The 17,368-nt window shown below is 58.9% G+C and carries 14 protein-coding genes; 6 read left to right on the plus strand and 8 right to left on the minus strand.

The genetic code is table 11. The annotated features are described in order from the left end of the window. Positions 1-8 precede the first annotated feature (8 nt). The 3 genes from iolC to iolB are packed head-to-tail and all read left to right on the plus strand — an operon-like array spanning position 9 to position 3,649. Positions 9-1,913 (plus strand): 5-dehydro-2-deoxygluconokinase, encoded by a 1,905-nt coding sequence (iolC, locus tag A6013_RS16410; protein ID WP_069733438.1) that lies wholly within the window; start codon positions 9-11, stop codon positions 1,911-1,913. Positions 1,914-1,924: 11 nt separating this feature from the next. Further along, positions 1,925-2,815 (plus strand): myo-inosose-2 dehydratase, encoded by an 891-nt coding sequence (iolE, locus tag A6013_RS16415; protein ID WP_048959923.1) that lies wholly within the window; start codon positions 1,925-1,927, stop codon positions 2,813-2,815. Between the two features lie 9 nt (positions 2,816-2,824). Next, on the plus strand, positions 2,825-3,649 hold the full coding sequence (iolB, locus tag A6013_RS16420) for a 5-deoxy-glucuronate isomerase (RefSeq protein WP_048959922.1): 825 nt from the start codon (positions 2,825-2,827) through the stop codon (positions 3,647-3,649). An 89-nt stretch (positions 3,650-3,738) separates the two neighbouring features. Here the strand turns inward: iolB and A6013_RS16425 are convergent, their stop codons facing one another. Genes A6013_RS16425 through A6013_RS16435 form a run of 3 tightly spaced genes read right to left on the minus strand, consistent with a single transcriptional unit; the run spans position 3,739 to position 6,240 of the window. Next, complete coding sequence (locus A6013_RS16425; RefSeq protein WP_069733439.1) at positions 3,739-4,482, minus strand: alpha/beta fold hydrolase; 744 nt, start codon at positions 4,480-4,482, stop codon at positions 3,739-3,741. Positions 4,483-4,493: 11 nt separating this feature from the next. Further along, entirely contained in the window at positions 4,494-4,961 is a 468-nt protein-coding gene (locus A6013_RS16430; RefSeq protein ID WP_069733440.1) for a DUF6130 family protein, read from the minus strand. 49 nt (positions 4,962-5,010) lie between these two features. Beyond that, on the minus strand, positions 5,011-6,240 hold the full coding sequence (locus A6013_RS16435) for an MFS transporter (RefSeq protein ID WP_069733441.1): 1,230 nt from the start codon (positions 6,238-6,240) through the stop codon (positions 5,011-5,013). Between the two features lie 97 nt (positions 6,241-6,337). Between A6013_RS16435 and A6013_RS16440 the strand changes: the two genes are divergently transcribed. Then, the gene (locus A6013_RS16440) at positions 6,338-7,228 is read left to right on the plus strand and encodes a LysR family transcriptional regulator (protein ID WP_045631007.1); all 891 of its coding nucleotides are present in this window, start codon (positions 6,338-6,340) and stop codon (positions 7,226-7,228) included. Here the strand turns inward: A6013_RS16440 and A6013_RS16445 are convergent. Beyond that, entirely contained in the window at positions 7,225-7,395 is a 171-nt protein-coding gene (locus tag A6013_RS16445; protein WP_023337595.1) for a YfgG family protein, read from the minus strand. The two genes, A6013_RS16440 and A6013_RS16445, sit on opposite strands and share 4 nt — an antisense overlap. Positions 7,396-7,766: 371 nt before the next feature. Here A6013_RS16445 and A6013_RS16450 point away from each other — a divergent pair, with 371 nt between their 5' ends. Beyond that, positions 7,767-10,007 carry an EAL domain-containing protein gene (locus tag A6013_RS16450; protein WP_069733442.1) on the plus strand — a complete coding sequence of 747 codons (2,241 nt, stop codon included), beginning with the start codon at positions 7,767-7,769 and terminating at the stop codon, positions 10,005-10,007. 4 nt (positions 10,008-10,011) lie between these two features. Here the strand turns inward: A6013_RS16450 and ppx are convergent, their stop codons facing one another. The 4 genes from ppx to purM all read right to left on the minus strand — a co-directional run bounded on the left by ppx (position 10,012) and on the right by purM (position 15,473). Continuing rightward, on the minus strand, positions 10,012-11,550 hold the full coding sequence (ppx, locus tag A6013_RS16455; protein WP_028014034.1) for an exopolyphosphatase: 1,539 nt from the start codon (positions 11,548-11,550) through the stop codon (positions 10,012-10,014). Between the two features lie 3 nt (positions 11,551-11,553). After that, positions 11,554-13,614, minus strand: a complete 2,061-nt coding sequence (gene ppk1, locus A6013_RS16460; RefSeq protein ID WP_028014033.1) for a polyphosphate kinase 1 — start codon at positions 13,612-13,614, stop codon at positions 11,554-11,556. A gap of 183 nt (positions 13,615-13,797) precedes the next feature. Further along, positions 13,798-14,439 carry a phosphoribosylglycinamide formyltransferase gene (gene purN / locus A6013_RS16465; RefSeq protein WP_028014032.1) on the minus strand — a complete coding sequence of 214 codons (642 nt, stop codon included), beginning with the start codon at positions 14,437-14,439 and terminating at the stop codon, positions 13,798-13,800. Then, positions 14,436-15,473, minus strand: coding sequence for a phosphoribosylformylglycinamidine cyclo-ligase (gene purM, locus A6013_RS16470; RefSeq protein WP_008501643.1), 1,038 nt, complete (start codon positions 15,471-15,473; stop codon positions 14,436-14,438). Before purM ends, purN begins: the two co-directional genes overlap by 4 nt. A gap of 266 nt (positions 15,474-15,739) precedes the next feature. On the opposite strand from purM, the gene A6013_RS16475 reads away from it, so the two are divergent. Then, the gene (locus A6013_RS16475) at positions 15,740-17,170 is read left to right on the plus strand and encodes a 6-phospho-beta-glucosidase (RefSeq protein ID WP_028014031.1); all 1,431 of its coding nucleotides are present in this window, start codon (positions 15,740-15,742) and stop codon (positions 17,168-17,170) included. Positions 17,171-17,368: the final 198 nt, after the last annotated feature.

Here is a 17,368-nt window from a genome sequence, read left to right on the forward strand (position 1 = left end):
GTATCAACGTGGAAAAGCAGTTTGATGTGATATGCATGGGCCGCGTGGCGGTAGACCTCTATAGTCAGCAGATTGGTGCCCGCCTGGAGGACGTGTCGAGCTTCGCCAAATACCTTGGCGGATCCTCCGGCAACGTGGCGTACGGCACCGCGCGCCAGGGCCTGCGCTCGTCGATGCTGGCGCGCGTCGGCGATGAACATATGGGCCGCTTCCTGCGCGAAGAGCTCAACCAGGTAGGCTGCGATACCAGCCATCTGATTACCGATAAAGAGCGCCTCACGGCGCTGGTGCTACTCGGCATTAAAGACCGGGACACCTTTCCTCTGATTTTTTATCGCGATAACTGCGCGGATATGGCGATTACCGCCAGCGATGTGGATGAAAGCTACATTGCCTCCGCACGTTGTCTTGCCATCACCGGGACCCATCTTTCTCATCCGCAGACCCGTGAGGCGGTGCTGACGGCGCTGGGCTATGCCCGCCGTCACGGCGTGCGCACGGTGCTGGACATCGACTACCGTCCGGTGCTGTGGGGGCTCACCTCCTTAGGCGACGGCGAAACGCGCTTTATCGCCGCCGACCAGGTCACCCGCGAGCTGCAGGAGGTACTGCACCTTTTCGACGTCATTGTCGGCACCGAAGAGGAGTTCCACATTGCGGGCGGCAGCACGGATACGCTGCAGGCGCTGGGGCAAGTGCGCACCGTCAGTGAAGCAACGCTGGTCTGCAAGCGCGGCGCGCTGGGCTGCTCGGTCTATACCGACGCCATTCCGTCCCGGCTGGACGACGGCCTGACGGTGACCGGCGTGCGCGTGGAGGTGCTGAACGTTCTCGGGGCGGGGGACGCGTTTATGTCCGGCCTGCTGCGCGGCTACCTGAACGACGAGGGCTGGGAGCAGGCGTGCCGCTACGCCAACGCCTGCGGCGCGCTGGTGGTCTCGCGCCACGGCTGCGCCCCGGCGATGCCGAGCAAAATCGAGCTGGATGACTATCTCTCCCGCGCTGCGGTTGTGCCGCGCCCGGATCTTGACCCGCGTCTTAACCATCTCCACCGGGTGACCACCCGCCGCCGCGAATGGCCGGAGCTGTGCGTGATGGCCTTCGATCACCGCAGCCAGCTCGAAGATATGGCGATGCAGTGCGGCGCGTCGCTTAAGCGCATTCCGGCGCTGAAGCAGTTGATCCTGCAGGCCAGCCGCGAGGCTGCGAGCCGCGCCGGGCTGGAGGGCAAAGCCGGCCTGCTGTGCGACGGCACCTTTGGTCAGGACGCGCTGAACGCGATCACCGGGGAAGGGTGGTGGATTGGTCGCCCCATTGAGCTGCCGGGTTCCCGCCCGCTGGAGATGGAGCACGGCAATATCGGCACCCAGCTTATCAGCTGGCCGCAGGAGCACGTGGTGAAGTGCCTGGTCTTCTTCCACCCGGAAGACGCCCATGGCCTGCGCCTGGAGCAGGAGCAGAAAATCGCTGAGGTGTACCACGCCTGCTGCCGGTCCGGGCACGAGCTGCTGCTGGAGGTGATCCTGCCCGCCAGCATGCCGCGCAGCGACGAGCTCTACCTGCGCGCCATTTCCCGCTTCTACAACCTGGGCATTTACCCGGACTGGTGGAAGCTGCCGCCGCTTTCCGCCGACGGCTGGACGGCGCTCGGCGAGATTATCGAACGCCGGGACCCGCACTGCCGCGGGGTGGTGATCCTCGGTCTGGACGCTCCGGCGGAACAGCTGCGCGCGGGCTTCAAGGCCGCAGCGGGGCAGCCGCTGGTTAAAGGCTTCGCCGTGGGGCGCACGCTGTTTGGCGACGCCTCCCGCGCGTGGCTGAAGCACGATATTGACGATGCGCAGCTGGTGGCGCGCATCCGGGACAACTACCTGCAGCTTATCGCCTGGTGGCGCGAGCGCGGACACGCATAATGGAGATAACAATGAGTGTGCAATTAGGCATTAACCCGCTGACGTGGACGAACGACGATCTGCCTTCCCTCGGCGCGGAAACCTCGCTGGAGACCTGCCTGAGCGAAGGGAAAGAGGCCGGTTTTGCTGGCTTTGAGCTGGGCAACAAATTCCCGCGTGAAGCGCGCCTGCTTGGCCCGATTTTGCAGCGCCACGACCTGCAGCTGGTCTCCGGCTGGTACTCCGGCCGCCTGCTGGAGCGCAGCGTGGAGGCGGAGATCGCCGCCGTGCAGCCGCACCTGACGCTACTGCGCGAGCTGGGGGCGAAGGTGCTGGTCTTTGCGGAAGTGAGCGGCTGCATTCACGGCGAGCAGCAGACCCCGGTGCATCTGCGTCCGCGCTTCCCTCAGGCGCGCTGGAAGGAGTACGGCGAGAAGCTCACCGAATTTGCCCGCTACACGCAGCAGCAGGGAGTCCAGATTGCTTACCATCATCATATGGGTACGGTGATTGAGTCCGCCGACGACGTGGACAACCTGATGACCCACACCGGAGAGGCGGTGGGACTGCTGCTGGACACCGGTCACCTGACCTTTGCCGGGGCCGATCCGCTGGCGGTGGCGCAGCGCTGGGCGTCGCGCATCAACCACGTTCACTGCAAAGACGTGCGCGCCGACATGCTGGCGGACGTGAAAAACCGCAAAACCAGCTTCCTCGATGCGGTGCTGAGCGGCGTGTTTACCGTGCCGGGCGACGGCTGCGTCGATTACCCGCCGATCATGAGTCTGCTGAAGGCGCAGGACTATCGCGGCTGGCTGGTGGTGGAGGCCGAGCAGGATCCGGCGATTGCCCATCCGCTGACCTACGCTCGTCTGGGGTATAACAACCTGAGCCGCCTGGCGCGCGACGCCGGGCTTATTTGAGGAGGTGACATGTCACGTCTGTTATCACGCTGGCAGCAGCCGAACGCGGAGGGGCGCACTCAGTCCGTCACCCCGGAACGCGCAGGGTGGGGGTACGTCGGGTTTGAGGCGTATGAGCTGCAGGAGGGGCAGACGCTGACGCTGCCCGCCGTCAGGGAAGAGCGCTGCCTGGTGCTGGTCGCCGGGCGCGCCTCTATCACCACTCCTTCCGCGCAGTTTAACGATATCGGCGAGCGGATGAGCCCCTTCGAGCGCATCAAACCGTGGGCAGTGTACGTTACCCCGCAGGAGACGGTGCAGGTGAAGGCGCTGACGGCGCTGGAGCTGGCGGTCTGCGCCGCGCCGGGCAAGGGCTCGTACCCGACGCGGCTGATTGCCCCGCAGGATATCGACGCTGAAGCGCGCGGCAAGGGGCACAACCAGCGCTACGTGCACAACATTCTGCCGGAAGACAAGCCCGCCGACAGCCTGCTGGTGGTGGAGGTCTGGACTAACGAGGGCTGTACCAGCTCGTACCCGAGCCACAAGCATGACACGGATAACCCGCCGCAGGAGACCTACCTGGAGGAGACCTACTACCATCGCCTCAACCCGGAGCAGGGGTTCTGCATGCAGCGCGTCTACACCGACGACAGAACGCTGGATGAATGTATGGCGGTCTACAACCGTGACGTGGTGATGGTGCCGAAGGGGTATCATCCGGTGGCGACGATGGCCGGGTATGACAGCTACTACCTCAACGTGATGGCCGGTCCGGTGCGCAAATGGATGTTCACCTGGGAAGAGGACCACGCGTGGATTAATCGCGATTATCCCGCAGAGAGGGGGGGCTGAGACGGCCTTTCTTGTCGGGTGGCGCTGCGCTTACCCGACCTACGAAATCGTAGGTTCGTGCAAGCGTAGCGCCGCCGGGCGAATTGTCCTCAGTGCGTCCGCCTCGCCTGCTCAATCGTCCGGGCGATGGCTTCCGGCTGACTCACCATCGACACGTGGCTCGCGGCCACCTCGGTGGTTTTCGCATGTATCGCCTTCGCCATCGCACGTTCCAGGTCGGGGTTGATCATCCGGTCATGCTTGCTGACCACAAACCAGCTCGGTTTATCATGCCACGCCGCGTGAGTCACCTTTTCACCAAACGCATCGGCTTTGATCGGCCCCTGCGTGGCCGCGATAGCGTTTTGTTCACCCGGCTTCACGTCAGGCGCGAAGTCCTTCCTGACGGCTTCCGTCGGCAGGTATAAATAGCCGTCCGCCGTTTTAGCGATGCCAGCGCTACCCGGCGGAGGTGGGAAGCTACCTGCCAGATCCGCCGTCGACTGGCCGGAATCCGGCGCGAACGCCGCCACATAGACCAGCGATTTTACCCGTGCATCGTTGCCCGCCTCGCTAATGACGGTTCCGCCCCAGGAGTGGCCTACCAGCACCACGTCGCCGTGCGCCCGGGCGATGGCCCCTTTTGTGGCGGCAACATCATCCTTAAGCGAGGTGAGCGGGAGCTGGACGGCAATGACCTCTGCGTGCTGTTTCTGCAGAAGGGTTATCACCTTATCCCAGCTGCTGCCGTCGGCAAACGCGCCGTGCACCAGCACGACGCTGGTTTTATTTTCCGCGAAGGCGCTGGCAGAAAGCGCCAGCAGGCCCGCCGTCAGTACAGACAGTGCTTTCATGTTCAGACTCCTTAAAAATGGTGGATCGCCGCGTGGGGCGGGACGGTGAATTCAATGGTTTTGTGGTCGAGCGGCTTGTGCGTCGGGTCAGCCAGGATGATCGTTACCTTGTGCTTGCCGGCGGGCAGCCCCACCAGGATCACCGGCTCGCCGCTGGCGTCAGCCCAGTGCCACGGCGCGTCGTCCACCACCACGTGAATGTGTCCGATACGCGGGGTCACCTTGAGCGCCTCGGGGCCGAATACCGGCTCGATGCGCAGGTTTTCGGCCCGGTACTGAATAAACACCGCGCCTTTGCTCAGCGGCCCGGCAAGCGGCGGATCGACGATCAGCCTGGCGGGCGGCTGCGGGTGTTCCAGCGGCGCAACGGCGGCAGGGCCGTTAACGTCCGCGGCGCTCAGGTTGTCCAGCGGCGTGGCTTGGGCATGTGTTACAGAGGCCAGGACGAGCAGGGGTAAAATTGCGTAACGACGAATCATGGTTCTCTCCTCATCAGTTCTGAATGACGACAGGGAAAGAAAACCATTTTTATGTATCGGAGATATTTGCCGGAGGGGGCGTTTTGTACCCGTTTGTCAGCGCGTCGCGCGGGATACAGTGCGATACAGTTTGCCTACCGGGATGTCGCACGATCGCTATCGCCAGCCCGGCAATCACCAGCGTTAACCCCGTCGACACTCCCATTGCACCCGCGATCCCCAGCGTTTTGTTCAGCCACGCATAGGCAAACGGTGCGGCTGCGGCCATCAGTTGGCCCGGGATAAGCAGCATGCCCGTGCGGCGGGCATAGCTTTCCGTGCTAAACAGCTCCAGTGGCAGCGTGGCTTTTACTATGGTGACCAGCCCGTTGATGGCGCCGTAGCCCAGCACAAACCCGGCCGCACACCACGCAAAGAGGGGGCTGCTCATCCCCAGAATAAAGCAGAGCGGCATGGCGAGGGCGGTGAAGAGCGTGAGTTTGAAGGGGGTTAAGCGGCCGCCTGCAAGCACCTCCAGCGAGCGCGCGCCCGTCTGTCCGATCCCCCACAGCATGCCGATGGCGACCGGCAGGCCAAAGTGGGCAATAAACTCCGGCAGATGGGTGGAGGTGCCGTTAGAGACAAAGGTGATAAGGGCGATGAAGGCCGCATAAAGCCAGGCGTTACGCTGCTCGTTGCGCAGGGGCGGCGCGATGGCCTTCGTGTTTTCCGTCAGCCGCTGCCGGGGAAGCGTGCGGATCAGCACTGCGCTCAGCAGGCCAAGCAGGGCATGAATGCGTAACGCGTCCTGCCAGCTCATGATGTGAAGCAGGCAATCGCCCAGCGGCCAGAAGACGGCAGACGCCAGCCCGCCCGCCAGCGTGACGCGTGAGATCGTTCTTCGCGCCTGCTGCCCGTAGAGGTTGACCAGCGCGGCGAACAGCGCATCGTACAGCGACAGACGCATCCCGATGCCGCACAGTAGCCAGGCGCCGTACCAGCCAGACAGCGTCCGGGTATACGCCATACCGGCGCAGCTTGCGGCGATCAGCAGCGTTCCGACCATCACCACTTTCTGCCCGCCAAAGCGTGCCAGCAGGCGGGCGACAAAAGGTGATACCGCCGCCATCACCAGCATCGCCAGCGTCAGGCCGAGGTAAATCTGCGGCGCTGACCATCCCCGGTCGGCTGAAATGGTCCGCGCAAAGGTGCCGGGCAGATAAAACGAGATCCCCCAGTTGATAAGCTGATTACATCCGGCAGTAAGGGCAAGGCGACGAGGCAGGGTAGGTGTTTCCATTGTTTTTCATTCCGTTATGCAGTTGTCCTGAGCATAGCGAGCGCGGTATTGTGCTGGCAGGCCTGCAACCTTATGCGCTGTATAAGAGAAACTTTGAATGACGACGCTTAACCTTGGCTATCTCGCGACGTTCCGTCTGGTGATCCAGCGCGGCAGCTTTTCGGCGGCGGCGGATCTGCTGGGCATTTCCCAGCCCGCCGTTAGTCTGCAAATACGTCAGCTGGAGCAGTTTCTGCAAACGCGGCTGGTGGAGCGTACCGGGCGGGGCATTAAGGCCACGGCGGCAGGAGAGTCACTGCTGGTTCACGGAGAGCGCATTCAGCAGGTTGTGGACGAAACCCTGCGGTCCGTGAGCGCGTTCAGCCACGATGTCAGCGGGACCATTACTCTTGGTACGGGGGCGACGGCCTGTATCCACCTTCTGCCGCCCCTGCTGGAGCAGCTGCGCCGCGACTATCCGCTCCTGCGGGTGGGCGTAACAACGGGCAACACCCTCGATATCGTCAGGGCCATCGAAGAGAACCGTCTCGATATGGGGCTGGTGACGCTGCCGGTCAGCGGCAGAGCGCTGGACGTTATGCCGGTGATGGACGAGGAGTTTGTTTTTATCGCGTCGCGGGAACAGCAGGATGCTTTCAGGGAGTTAACCCCGGAGGCGCTCCATGCTCAGCCGCTAATCGCCTTTGAGTCTGGCAGCGGTACCCGGGCGCTCATTGATGGCTGGTTTGCGGCCAATGGGTTAGCGATCGCGCCGGTGATGCAGCTTGGCAGCATTGAGGCGATTAAGCGTATGGTTCGGGTGGGGCTCGGCTACAGTATCGTTCCGCGAATGGCGGTTGAGCATGACGCTGACCGTGAAGGGCTCTGCGTCATGTCGCTCACGCCCGTGCTGCAGCGCCAGCTCGCCATCGTGATGCGGCAGGACAAGATCCTCAGCAAAGGGATCGCGGGGATTATTCGGCTGGTGCAAAACCCATCGCAGGGCTAGCGGTCAGCGGCGTCGACGTTCAGGCTGGACTGCTGCGACTGGATTTTGTCCTGATGGTGATACCAGGCGCCGATGGAAGAGTAAACGAAGCGGCCAAAGAAAAACAGAAAGCTGATTAGCAGTATAATGCGGGTCATCCGGGTGTTAAAACGGTGTCGTTTGCGCATACGCGTGGCCTGACTCACTCTTCTTTTTCCTGGGCATGCCCTTCTGGGCGACGGGGATATTAAGGCACAGCGGAAAGAGAGGGTCAATTCCGTCATGTGTAAATAACCGTCAACGTTTACATTAATTATTGTTATTGAAATTAATATTTGCATTTACCATATTGATAATATGAAGAAAATTATTTCAAAAAAAAGCGGTGCAAAGCTTATTTGCGTAAAATAGTTTGATTTATGTCAACGGATTCCCGGCCCTGATATTTAAAATCCCTCCTCCATACCGTTCGCCCCGCACGTGGCCGGGCGGCGCCAGGTCAGGTTGGATGCCTGTCATTATTTTCCTTCTGGAGAAAAAGGGGTTTAACCGGGCATCTATGAACATTTTTGCTTTCCTGAAAAAGAATCAACACCGCTGGTGGGTATTGCCGCTTATTTTACCGGTGGTTTTACTTCCCGTACTGAGCGTGGCGAATACGTTTACGCACCTGGGCGACGGGATAGCGGCACTTTATTATTTACCGCTCTCGTTTTTGCTTTCGCTGATGATGTTTTTTGGTCTGGAAGCCCTTCCCGGGATCGTGTTGTCGCTGTTTATCCGCTATTACCCGTCGGTCGGGATGTTTGAAACCGTCGCCGGCGTGCTCCATTTTATTGTCCCTATAGTGCTTAGCTGGGGCGGCTACCGGGTGTTTGCGCCCAGACGCAATATGACGGCGTATGGCGACGTACGGCTGATGGCGCAGCGCATCTTCTGGCAGGCCTTCTGCCCCGCGACGCTGTTTCTGCTGTTGTTCCAGTTTGCGGTGTATTTGGGAGTGTATGAGAGTCGCCAGAGCCTGGCAGGGCTTAACCCCCTCAACATTCGCACGCTGATCAACTATCAGGCCTTGCTGGTCAGCGGTCTGACGGGCGTGCCGTTAAGTTATCTGCTGATCCGCTTGATTCGTCATCCGCGCTATCTCAAAAGCCTCATCTCGCAGATCCGTACCCAGATAGACAAAAAGGTGACGCGCGCTGAGTTTCTGATTTGGGCCATTGCGCTTGCCGGGCTGCTTTCGCTCCTGCTGCTGCCGATGAATGAAAACAGTTCGATTTTCACCACTAACTACACCCTGTCGCTGCTGATGCCGGTGATGCTCTGGGGGGCGATGCGCTTTGGCTATAAGCTGATTTCGCTTATCTGGATCCCGATACTGCTGGTGTCTATTCACTATTTTTACCGCTATATTCCCGTGAACCAGGGGTACGACATTCAGCTGGCAATCACCTCATCCAGCTATCTGGTCTTCTCGTTTGTGGTGATTTACATGTCGATGCTGGCGACCCGGCAGCGGGCGGTGAACAAACGCTCCCGCAGGCTGGCGCTGCTCGACCCGGTTCTGCATATGCCTAACCTGCGGGCGCTTTCGCGAGATCTGGCGAAAAATCCTTGGTCGGCGCTCTGTTTACTCCGCGTTCCGGAGCTTGAAATTCTGGGCCGTAACTATGGCGTGTTACTGCGCATTCAGTACAAACAGCAGCTGGCGCAATGGATTAACGGCACGCTCCAGCCCAATGAACTGGTCTATCACCTGACGGGCTGTGACATGGCGGTTCGCCTTAACGCCGAATCGCACCAGCAGCGGATTGAAACCCTGGACGAGCACATCAAGCAGTTCCGCTTTGTCTGGGACGGCATGCCGCTGCAGCCGCAGGTGGGGGTGAGCTACTGCTATGTGCGTTCGCCGGTTAACCACCTCTATCTGGTGCTGGGTGAGCTGGGGGTGGTGGCCGATCTGTCGCTCTCCTCTAACCACCCGGAAAATCTTCAGCAGCGCGGCGCCGTCCATCTGCAGCGTAGCCTGAAGGATAAAGTCGCGGTGATGAGTCGCCTGCAGCGTGCGCTGGATAACAACGCATTCACGCTGCTCGTTCAGCCCGTACGCGGCCTGCGTGGCGATAGGTTTCATGAAGTCTTGCTGCGGATGACTGATGCAAACGGGCTGTTGATCTCCCCTGAACAATTCCTGCCGATAGCCCAGGAGTTTGGCCTCTCTTCGCGGGTAGATTTGTGGGTGCTGGAGCATACGCTGCGCTTCCTCGCCGCGCATCGCGAACGGCTGCCCGGCCAGCGCTTTGCCATTAATCTGGCCCCTTCAACGGTGTGTCGGGTGCAGTTCCCGCTTGAGGTGAGTCGCCTGCTGGCGAAATATGCCATTGAGCCGTGGCAGCTGATCTTTGAAGTGACGGAGTGCAGCACCTTCTGCAACGCGGAGCAGGGGCTCCACATCCTTCGGCAGCTGCAGAAAATGGGGGTACGCATTGCGATCGATGATTTTGGTACCGGCTATGCGAGCTATGCGCGGCTGAAAAGCGTGGATGCGGACATTCTCAAAATCGACGGCGATTTCATCCGCAATATCGTCAACAACAGTCTGGATTACCAGATTGTGGCCTCTATCTGTCATCTGGCGCGCATGAAGAAGATGCTGGTGGTGGCGGAATATGTCGAGACCGAAGAGATACGTAGCGCGGTGCACGCGCTAGGCATTGATTATGTGCAGGGCTATCTGATTGGCAGACCGGCACCGCTTGAGTCACTGCTGGAAGCAGAGGCGTCCACGGCGGACGCCTGAGCCGTTACGCGGCGACGTCGGCGCTATCTTCCTCGATTTTGAGCATCCAGCCGGTGACCGCTTCCCAGTACTGCTGCTCTTTTTCCAGGTCCAGCAGGACCAGCGCGTTCTGGCTGAACCAGTCGTGCGGGAAGCTCAGCGTCCAGTGGTGATCGTCGGTTTTCAGCTTCAGCGTCGGCGGTGTGGTGGTGGCCTGACGCTGATTGTTCAGCAGCACGCCCAGGCGCAGCAGCTGAATAAGCGGCAGGAACTGCTTTTTCTTAAACAGCGTGAAGCGCGGCAGATCGTCGAGCTTGATGGCTTTACGGTGATAGCGCACCAGGGTCGCCATCATGGTTTGCTGCTCCTGGTTGAAGCCGGGCAGATCGCTGTTTTGCAGAATATACGCTGAATGGCGGTGCATCCCGCTGTGGTTGATGTTCAGCCCTACCTCGTGCAGCATCGCGGCCCATTTCAGCAGCGCGGCAAGCTGCGGGTGCGCCAGCTTGGGGTTCTGCTCCTGCCACTGCTCGTACATCTGCACCGTGGTTTCCAGCACGCGCTTCGCCTGCTCGCGGTCGATGTTGTACTGGTTGGCCAGGCTCTGCGCGGTGCGGCTGCGAATGTCCTGATGGCGGAAGCGGCCCTCCATCTCATACAGCACCCCCTCACGCAGCGCGCCGTCGGAAAGGCGCAGCTCTTTAATCGCCAGGGCGTCAAACACGCCGCAGAGAATAGCCAGGCCCGGCACGAAGACTGCCTTACGCTCGTCGGAAAGCCCCGGCAGGCTTAGGGCGTCAAAACTTTTATGCTTCAGCACCTCTTCGGTCAGCAGGGTCAGGCGTTCAGGCGTGATAAAACCGTCTTTTTCACCCATCGCCAGCAGCACTTCATGCGCCGCCTTGATGGTGCCCGACGCGCCCAGCGCCACGTTCCAGCCCTGAATGCGGTACTGCCAGGCCAGATTCTCCAGCTTCTGGATCGCAGCCATTTTCGCCCGCTGGAAGTTTTCACGGGTAATGGTGCCGCCGGGGAAGTACATCTGCGCGAAGCTGACGCAGCCCATGCGACGGCTCTCCACCAGGCGCGGCTCAAAGTCTTCGCCGATCACCAGCTCCGTAGAACCACCGCCGATGTCGATCACCAGCTTGCGCCCTTTTTCCGGCTGGGTATGTTCAACGCCCATGAAAATCAGACGCGCCTCCTCGTTACCGGAGATGATCTCAATCGGGTAGGGGATCACTTTTTCGGCCCGCTTGAGGAACTCCGGCGCGTTCAGCGCCTGGCGCAGCGTGTGGGTGCCCACGATGCAAACGCTGGAGGGCGAGAAGCCCTGCAGGCGTTCGGCAAACAGCGACAGGCAGTTTAAACCACGCTCCATCGCCTCTTCGCTGAGCATGCTGCGCTCATCAAGCCCATCCGCCAGGTGTACGCGCTGCTTCAGACGACCGATGATCTGCAGCGCGCCATCCACCTCACGGGCGATGACCATGTGAAAACTGTTAGAGCCAAGATCGACCGCGGCGTATTCCTGCGGGCGTGGGGTCTTATCATTTATCGGCATAGGTTAATCGGGTTGCTCGAGTGATTTGATATAGTCGTAAATCGCCAGCTGTGACCGCACTTTACGGCGGTTGCCGCGCGGTACGTAGCGGTTACTGAGTTCTTTGTCGATATAGCGCGCCTTCACCGTATCGCTGAACAGGATCTCGATAATGTCGAGGATACGCTGTTTCAGACGCGGATCCAGCAGCGGCGTCGCGACTTCAATTCGATAGTCAATATTGCGCGTCATCCAGTCTGCCGAAGAGAGATAGACCTGTTTATCGCCCGCATTATCGAAAATATAGACCCGATCGTGCTCCAGGTAGCGGTCAACGATGCTGATAACGCGAATATTGTCGCTGATGCCTTCCAATTCCGGAATAAGCGAGCACATGCCGCGGATCAGCAGGTTAACCGGCACGCCGGAGCTGGACGCCGCATACAGCCTGTCCACCAGCCCTTTATCGACCAGGTTGTTAAGCTTCAGCGTGATGCCGGACGACAAGCCTTTCTGGGCATTGGCGATCTCTTTATCGATCATATCGTATAGCAGGCGGCGCGAGTTCTGCGGTGAGACCAGCAGATAGTCGAAGCTGACCGGGCGGTAAGGGTTTTCGATAAAGTTAAAGACCCGGCGCACTTCGTTGGTAATGCGGGCGTCAGCGGTTAAGAGCGAGTAGTCGGTATAAATCCGCGCGGTTTTTTCGTTAAAGTTCCCGGTGCCGATGTGGGCATAGCGCACCACGTCATCACCCTCTTTACGCGAGATCAGGAACAGTTTGGCGTGAATTTTCAGACCCGGCGCGGAGAAGATCACGTGCACGCCCGCTTCCGTCAGGCGGCGCGCCCAGTGAATGTTCGCCTCTTCGTCGAAGCGCGCCTGCAGCTCAACCACCACGGTGACTTTTTTGCCGTTGTGTGCCGCGTGGATCATCGCGTCGATGATGCGGGAATCTTTTGCCACGCGGTAGATGTTGATTTTGATCGCCAGCACGTTCGGGTCGAACGAGGCCTGACGCAGCAGCTCCAGCACGTGTTCAAAGGTGTGGTACGGGTAGTAGAGCAGCACGTCGCGCTCGCGGATGGCGTCGAATCCGTTGCGGAATTTATCGAACCAGATATGACGCAGGCGCGGCAGCGGTTTGTTCACCAGATTGGCTTTGCCAACGTTCGGGAAGCCAATGAAGTCTTTAAAGTTGTGGTAACGGCCACCCGGCACGATGGAGTCATAGCGCGAAATGGTCAGCTTCTCGCGCAGCATCTCCACCATGGCGTCCGGCATGTCGCGCTGATAGACAAAGCGCACCGGCTCGGCCGTCAGGCGCTGTTTCAGGCTGGAGGACATCAGCTCCATCAGGCTGGCCTCCATCTCGTGCACCAGGTCATATTCGGCGTCACGGGTCATCTTCATCGAGTAGGCGTTTAACGCATCGTAATCGAAGAAGCCTTTGAAAATGTCGTCCAGGCAGTAGCGCAGGATGTTATCCAGCAGGATCATCGGCTTGCGTCTGCGCGGGGTTTCCGGCGGCAGGTTCACAAAGCGCGGCACCTTGTCGGACGGGATCTCCAGCAGGGCATAACGGATGGATTCACCGCGAATAATTTCCACCGCCAGGTAGGTGTAGTCATCCTTCAGGAATTGCACCAGATCGGTTTCGCGGTTGATGAGAATCGGGGTAATGTGCTGGCGCAGGTACTGTTTAAAGTAGTGGCGCAGCCAGTTTTGTTGGTTAACGGAAAGCTGACGTTCGTTAATCAGGAAGATTTGATTGCGCGCCATCTCCAGCAGCAGTTCGTTATACAGGCCGTCAAATTCCTGATCGGCTTTCAGCACGCGGGACTGGATTTTGCCCAGCAGATGCCGCGAGTGCGAGTTTAAGCCCTGTTCTTCGCTGATGATGATGCGTCTTTTCAGCTCGGCAAAGCGAACCTTGTAGAACTCATCCAGGTTGTTGGAATAAATGCCTAAAAAACGCATGCGTTCGATTAGCGGGTTACTTTTGTCTGCCGCTTCCTGGAGTACACGTTCGTTAAATGCTAACCAGCTTAGCTCTTTCTCGATATATAACTTTTCCTGACCCATTACAGCTCACACTCCAGTTCAATCACAGGACGTGGTAAATCCGTCTCGTCCTTATTATGGCGAGCATTTCCACGATATGTCCAACAGTGCCAGAAAAGTATGACAGTTATTTTTTTTTGTTGGGGAATTTAGCGGGTTGGGGGAGGGAATATCGGGTAGCGAAGCGCCACCCGACATAGCAAACTACTCTTCGGCCGCATAACCCTGCGGGGGCAACTTCACGCCGTCCAGCCAGGCTGCGCCGTCGCGCATCTCCAGACGCCCGTCGACAAACCAGCTTACCACCAGCGGGTAAATGGCGTGCTCCTGCGTCTGCACGCGTTCGGTCACGTCGTCTTCGTTGTCGCCGTCAAAGACCGGGACTTTCGCCTGCAGGATCACCGGGCCACCGTCCAGCTCGTCGGTCACGAAATGGACGGAGGTACCGTGCTCCTCGTCACCGTTTTCCAGCACCTGACGATGGGTATGCAGGCCGGGATATTTTGGCAACAGGGAAGGGTGAATATTCAGCAGTCGACCGGCGTAGTGTTCGACGAAGGCCGGGCTCAGAATACGCATATAGCCCGCCAGCACTACGAGGTCGGGCGCGTAGGCGTCAATCTCCTGCACCAGCTCGCGGTCAAAGGCTTCACGTCCGGCGAACTGGCTGGCTTCCAGCGCGTGAGCGGGAATGTTCGCTTCCCGCGCGCGCTCAAGGCCGAACGCGTCGGCCTTGTTGCTGAAAACTGCCCGAATGGTGCCATTGATTTTCTTCTGTTTGCAGGCGTCTATGATGGCCTGCAAATTGCTTCCGTTGCCGGAAATGAGCACCACGATGTTTTTCATTCAATGACCACACGCTGTTCGGAATCGGAGGCTTTAATCGTACCGATTTTCCACGCGTTTTCACCTTTCTCGGTCAGCAGCTTAACCGCTTTATCCGCTTCGCTTGCCGGCAGGGCGATAACCATGCCCACGCCGCAGTTAAAGGTGCGGTACATTTCGTGAGAGCTGACGTTGCCTGCAGTCTGCAGCCAGTTAAAGACGGCTGGCCACTGCCATGAGGATTCGTCGATCACCGCCTGGGTGTTGTCCGGTAGCACGCGCGGGATGTTTTCCCAGAAGCCGCCGCCGGTCAGGTGAGCAATAGCGTGAACGTCAACGTTCTCGATAAGCTCCAGCACGTTTTTCACGTAGATGCGGGTTGGGGCCAGCAGGTGGTCGGCCAGCGGTTTACCGTCCAGCTCGGTGGTCAGCGGATCGCAGCCGCTTACTTCGAGGATTTTACGCACCAGAGAGTAGCCGTTAGAGTGCGGGCCGCTGGAGGCCAGCGCGATCAGCACATCGCCATCGGCCACTTTGCTGCCGTCGATAATTTCTGATTTTTCTACTACGCCGACGCAGAAGCCCGCGACGTCATAATCTTCGCCGTGGTACATGCCCGGCATTTCAGCGGTTTCACCGCCCACCAGCGCACAGCCGGACTGCAGACAGCCTTCGGCGATACCGTTAATGACGCTGGCTGCGGTATCCACATCCAGTTTGCCGGTCGCGTAGTAATCGAGGAAGAACAGCGGCTCTGCGCCCTGAACCACCAGGTCGTTCACACACATCGCAACCAGATCGATACCGATCGTGTCGTGACGTTTTAAATCCATCGCCAGGCGCAGCTTGGTGCCTACGCCGTCAGTACCCGAGACCAGAACAGGTTCACGATATTTTTGCGGCAGCGCGCACAGTGCGCCGAATCCACCCAGACCACCCATCACTTCCGGGCGGCGGGTTTTCTTCACCACACCTTTGATTCGGTCAACCAGCGCATTACCTGCGTCAATATCAACACCGGCATCTTTGTAGCTGAGAGAAGTTTTGTTGGTCACGGCTTAAATCCCCACGCGATTGCATAGCTAGTAAGAAAAATCGGCGCAATTCTAACAGTCCAGGCAAACGTTTGCGAGCCTATTCTGGACGTGGGGATCTTTTTTTCTGTATAGCCCGTAAATGCAGCCAAACTTGACTCCGTTCACGAAAATGAAACCGGTTTCGGCGATCTGCTTGCAACGAATATCCCCTTTGCACATCATCGAACTGAAACCGGTTTCTGTAATTGTTTTTGCAGAAAATAACGCAGAATGAGGGAAAGCGAATGTCAGGATTCAAAGCAGATTTTCTGTGGGGTGGGGCCGTTGCGGCGCACCAGCTTGAGGGCGGCTGGAAAGAGGGCGGTAAGGGCGTAAGCGTTGCCGACGTCATGACCGCGGGCGCCCACGGCGTGCCGCGTGAAATCACCAACGGCGTGCTGGAGGGGAAAAACTACCCTAACCATGAGGCTATCGATTTCTACCACCGTTATAAAGAAGACATCAAACTCTTTGCCGAGATGGGGTTCAAATGCTTCCGTACCTCCATCGCCTGGACGCGTATCTTCCCGAAAGGCGACGAGCTGGAGCCGAACGAGGCAGGCCTGAAATTCTATGACGATCTGTTCGACGAATGCCTGAAGTACGGCATTGAACCGGTTATCACGCTTTCCCACTTTGAGATGCCGTTCCACCTGGTGACGGAATACGGCGGCTGGCGCAACCGTAAGCTGATCGACTTCTTCGTGCGTTTTGCAAAGGTCGTTTTTGAGCGTTACCAGCACAAGGTGAAGTACTGGATGACCTTTAACGAGATCAACAACCAGGCTAACTTCCACGAAGACTTTGCGCCATTTACCAACTCCGGGCTGAAGTACGCGCCTGGTGAAGACCGCGAGCCGGTGATGTTCCAGGCGGCGCACTACGAACTGGTGGCCAGCGCCCTGGCGGTGAAGGCGGGCCGCGAGATTAACCCGTCGCTGCAGATCGGCTGCATGATTGCCATGTGCCCCATCTACCCGCTGACCTGTGCGCCGGACGACATGATGATGGCGATGAACGCCATGCACCGTCGCTACTGGTTTACCGACGTTCACGTGCGCGGCAAATATCCGCAGCATCTGCTCAACTACTTCGAACGTCGCGGCTTCGCGCTGGATATCACCGAAGAAGATAAGGCGGCGCTCACGCAGGGCTGCGTGGATTACATCGGGTTCAGCTACTACATGTCTTTCGCCACCAAAGCGACGGCAGATAACCCGGCGCTGGACTACGACGAGAGCAAGAGCCTGGTCTCCAACCCGTACGTGCAGAAATCCGACTGGGGCTGGCAGATTGATCCGGTCGGGCTGCGCTACTCTCTGAACTGGTTCTGGGATCACTACCAGCTGCCGCTGTTTATCGTTGAGAACGGCTTTGGCGCGATCGACGTGCAGGAGAGCGACGGCACGGTGAACGACCAGTACCGCATCGATTACCTTTCCGCACACATCCGCGAGATGAAAAAAGCGGTGGTGGAAGACGGCGTGGATCTGATGGGCTATACCCCGTGGGGCTGTATCGACCTGGTGTCTGCCGGAACGGGCGAAATGAAAAAACGCTACGGCTTTATCTTTGTCGATAAAGATAACGAAGGTAACGGCACCCTGAACCGCAGCAAGAAGAAATCGTTCGACTGGTATAAGCAGGTGATTGCGAGCAACGGCGATAACCTCTAATTGTCGGGTGGCACTAACGCTTACCCGACCTACAATACACGTAGGCCCGCGTAAGCGCAGCGCCACCGGGCAAGACCCCGCACCCAAGCCGGAGCCCAGCCTCCGGTTTTTTTGTTTTTGATTGATATACGTCAAGCAAGTTGGGTATGGCGCAATCCGAAAAAAGCGGTATAATCCCGCGATTTTTTTGCGGATGCC

This window comes from Enterobacter sp. IF2SW-B1 (assembly GCF_001743375.1).
Lineage (GTDB): Bacteria > Pseudomonadota > Gammaproteobacteria > Enterobacterales > Enterobacteriaceae > Enterobacter > Enterobacter bugandensis.

What these genes read in the sequence shown, in the direction of transcription:
- iolE (WP_048959923.1), top strand. Translation starts at nt 1,925, where the DNA reads ATGAGTGTGCAATTAGGCATTAACCCGCTGACGTGGACGAACGACGAT.
- iolB (WP_048959922.1), top strand. Translation starts at nt 2,825, where the DNA reads ATGTCACGTCTGTTATCACGCTGGCAGCAGCCGAACGCGGAGGGGCGC.
- A6013_RS16425 (WP_069733439.1), bottom strand. Translation starts at nt 4,482, where the DNA reads ATGAAAGCACTGTCTGTACTGACGGCGGGCCTGCTGGCGCTTTCTGCC.
- A6013_RS16430 (WP_069733440.1), bottom strand. Translation starts at nt 4,961, where the DNA reads ATGATTCGTCGTTACGCAATTTTACCCCTGCTCGTCCTGGCCTCTGTA.
- A6013_RS16435 (WP_069733441.1), bottom strand. Translation starts at nt 6,240, where the DNA reads ATGGAAACACCTACCCTGCCTCGTCGCCTTGCCCTTACTGCCGGATGT.
- A6013_RS16440 (WP_045631007.1), top strand. Translation starts at nt 6,338, where the DNA reads ATGACGACGCTTAACCTTGGCTATCTCGCGACGTTCCGTCTGGTGATC.
- A6013_RS16445 (WP_023337595.1), bottom strand. Translation starts at nt 7,395, where the DNA reads ATGCGCAAACGACACCGTTTTAACACCCGGATGACCCGCATTATACTG.
- A6013_RS16450 (WP_069733442.1), top strand. Translation starts at nt 7,767, where the DNA reads ATGAACATTTTTGCTTTCCTGAAAAAGAATCAACACCGCTGGTGGGTA.
- ppx (WP_028014034.1), bottom strand. Translation starts at nt 11,550, where the DNA reads ATGCCGATAAATGATAAGACCCCACGCCCGCAGGAATACGCCGCGGTC.
- ppk1 (WP_028014033.1), bottom strand. Translation starts at nt 13,614, where the DNA reads ATGGGTCAGGAAAAGTTATATATCGAGAAAGAGCTAAGCTGGTTAGCA.
- purN (WP_028014032.1), bottom strand. Translation starts at nt 14,439, where the DNA reads ATGAAAAACATCGTGGTGCTCATTTCCGGCAACGGAAGCAATTTGCAG.
- A6013_RS16475 (WP_028014031.1), top strand. Translation starts at nt 15,740, where the DNA reads ATGTCAGGATTCAAAGCAGATTTTCTGTGGGGTGGGGCCGTTGCGGCG.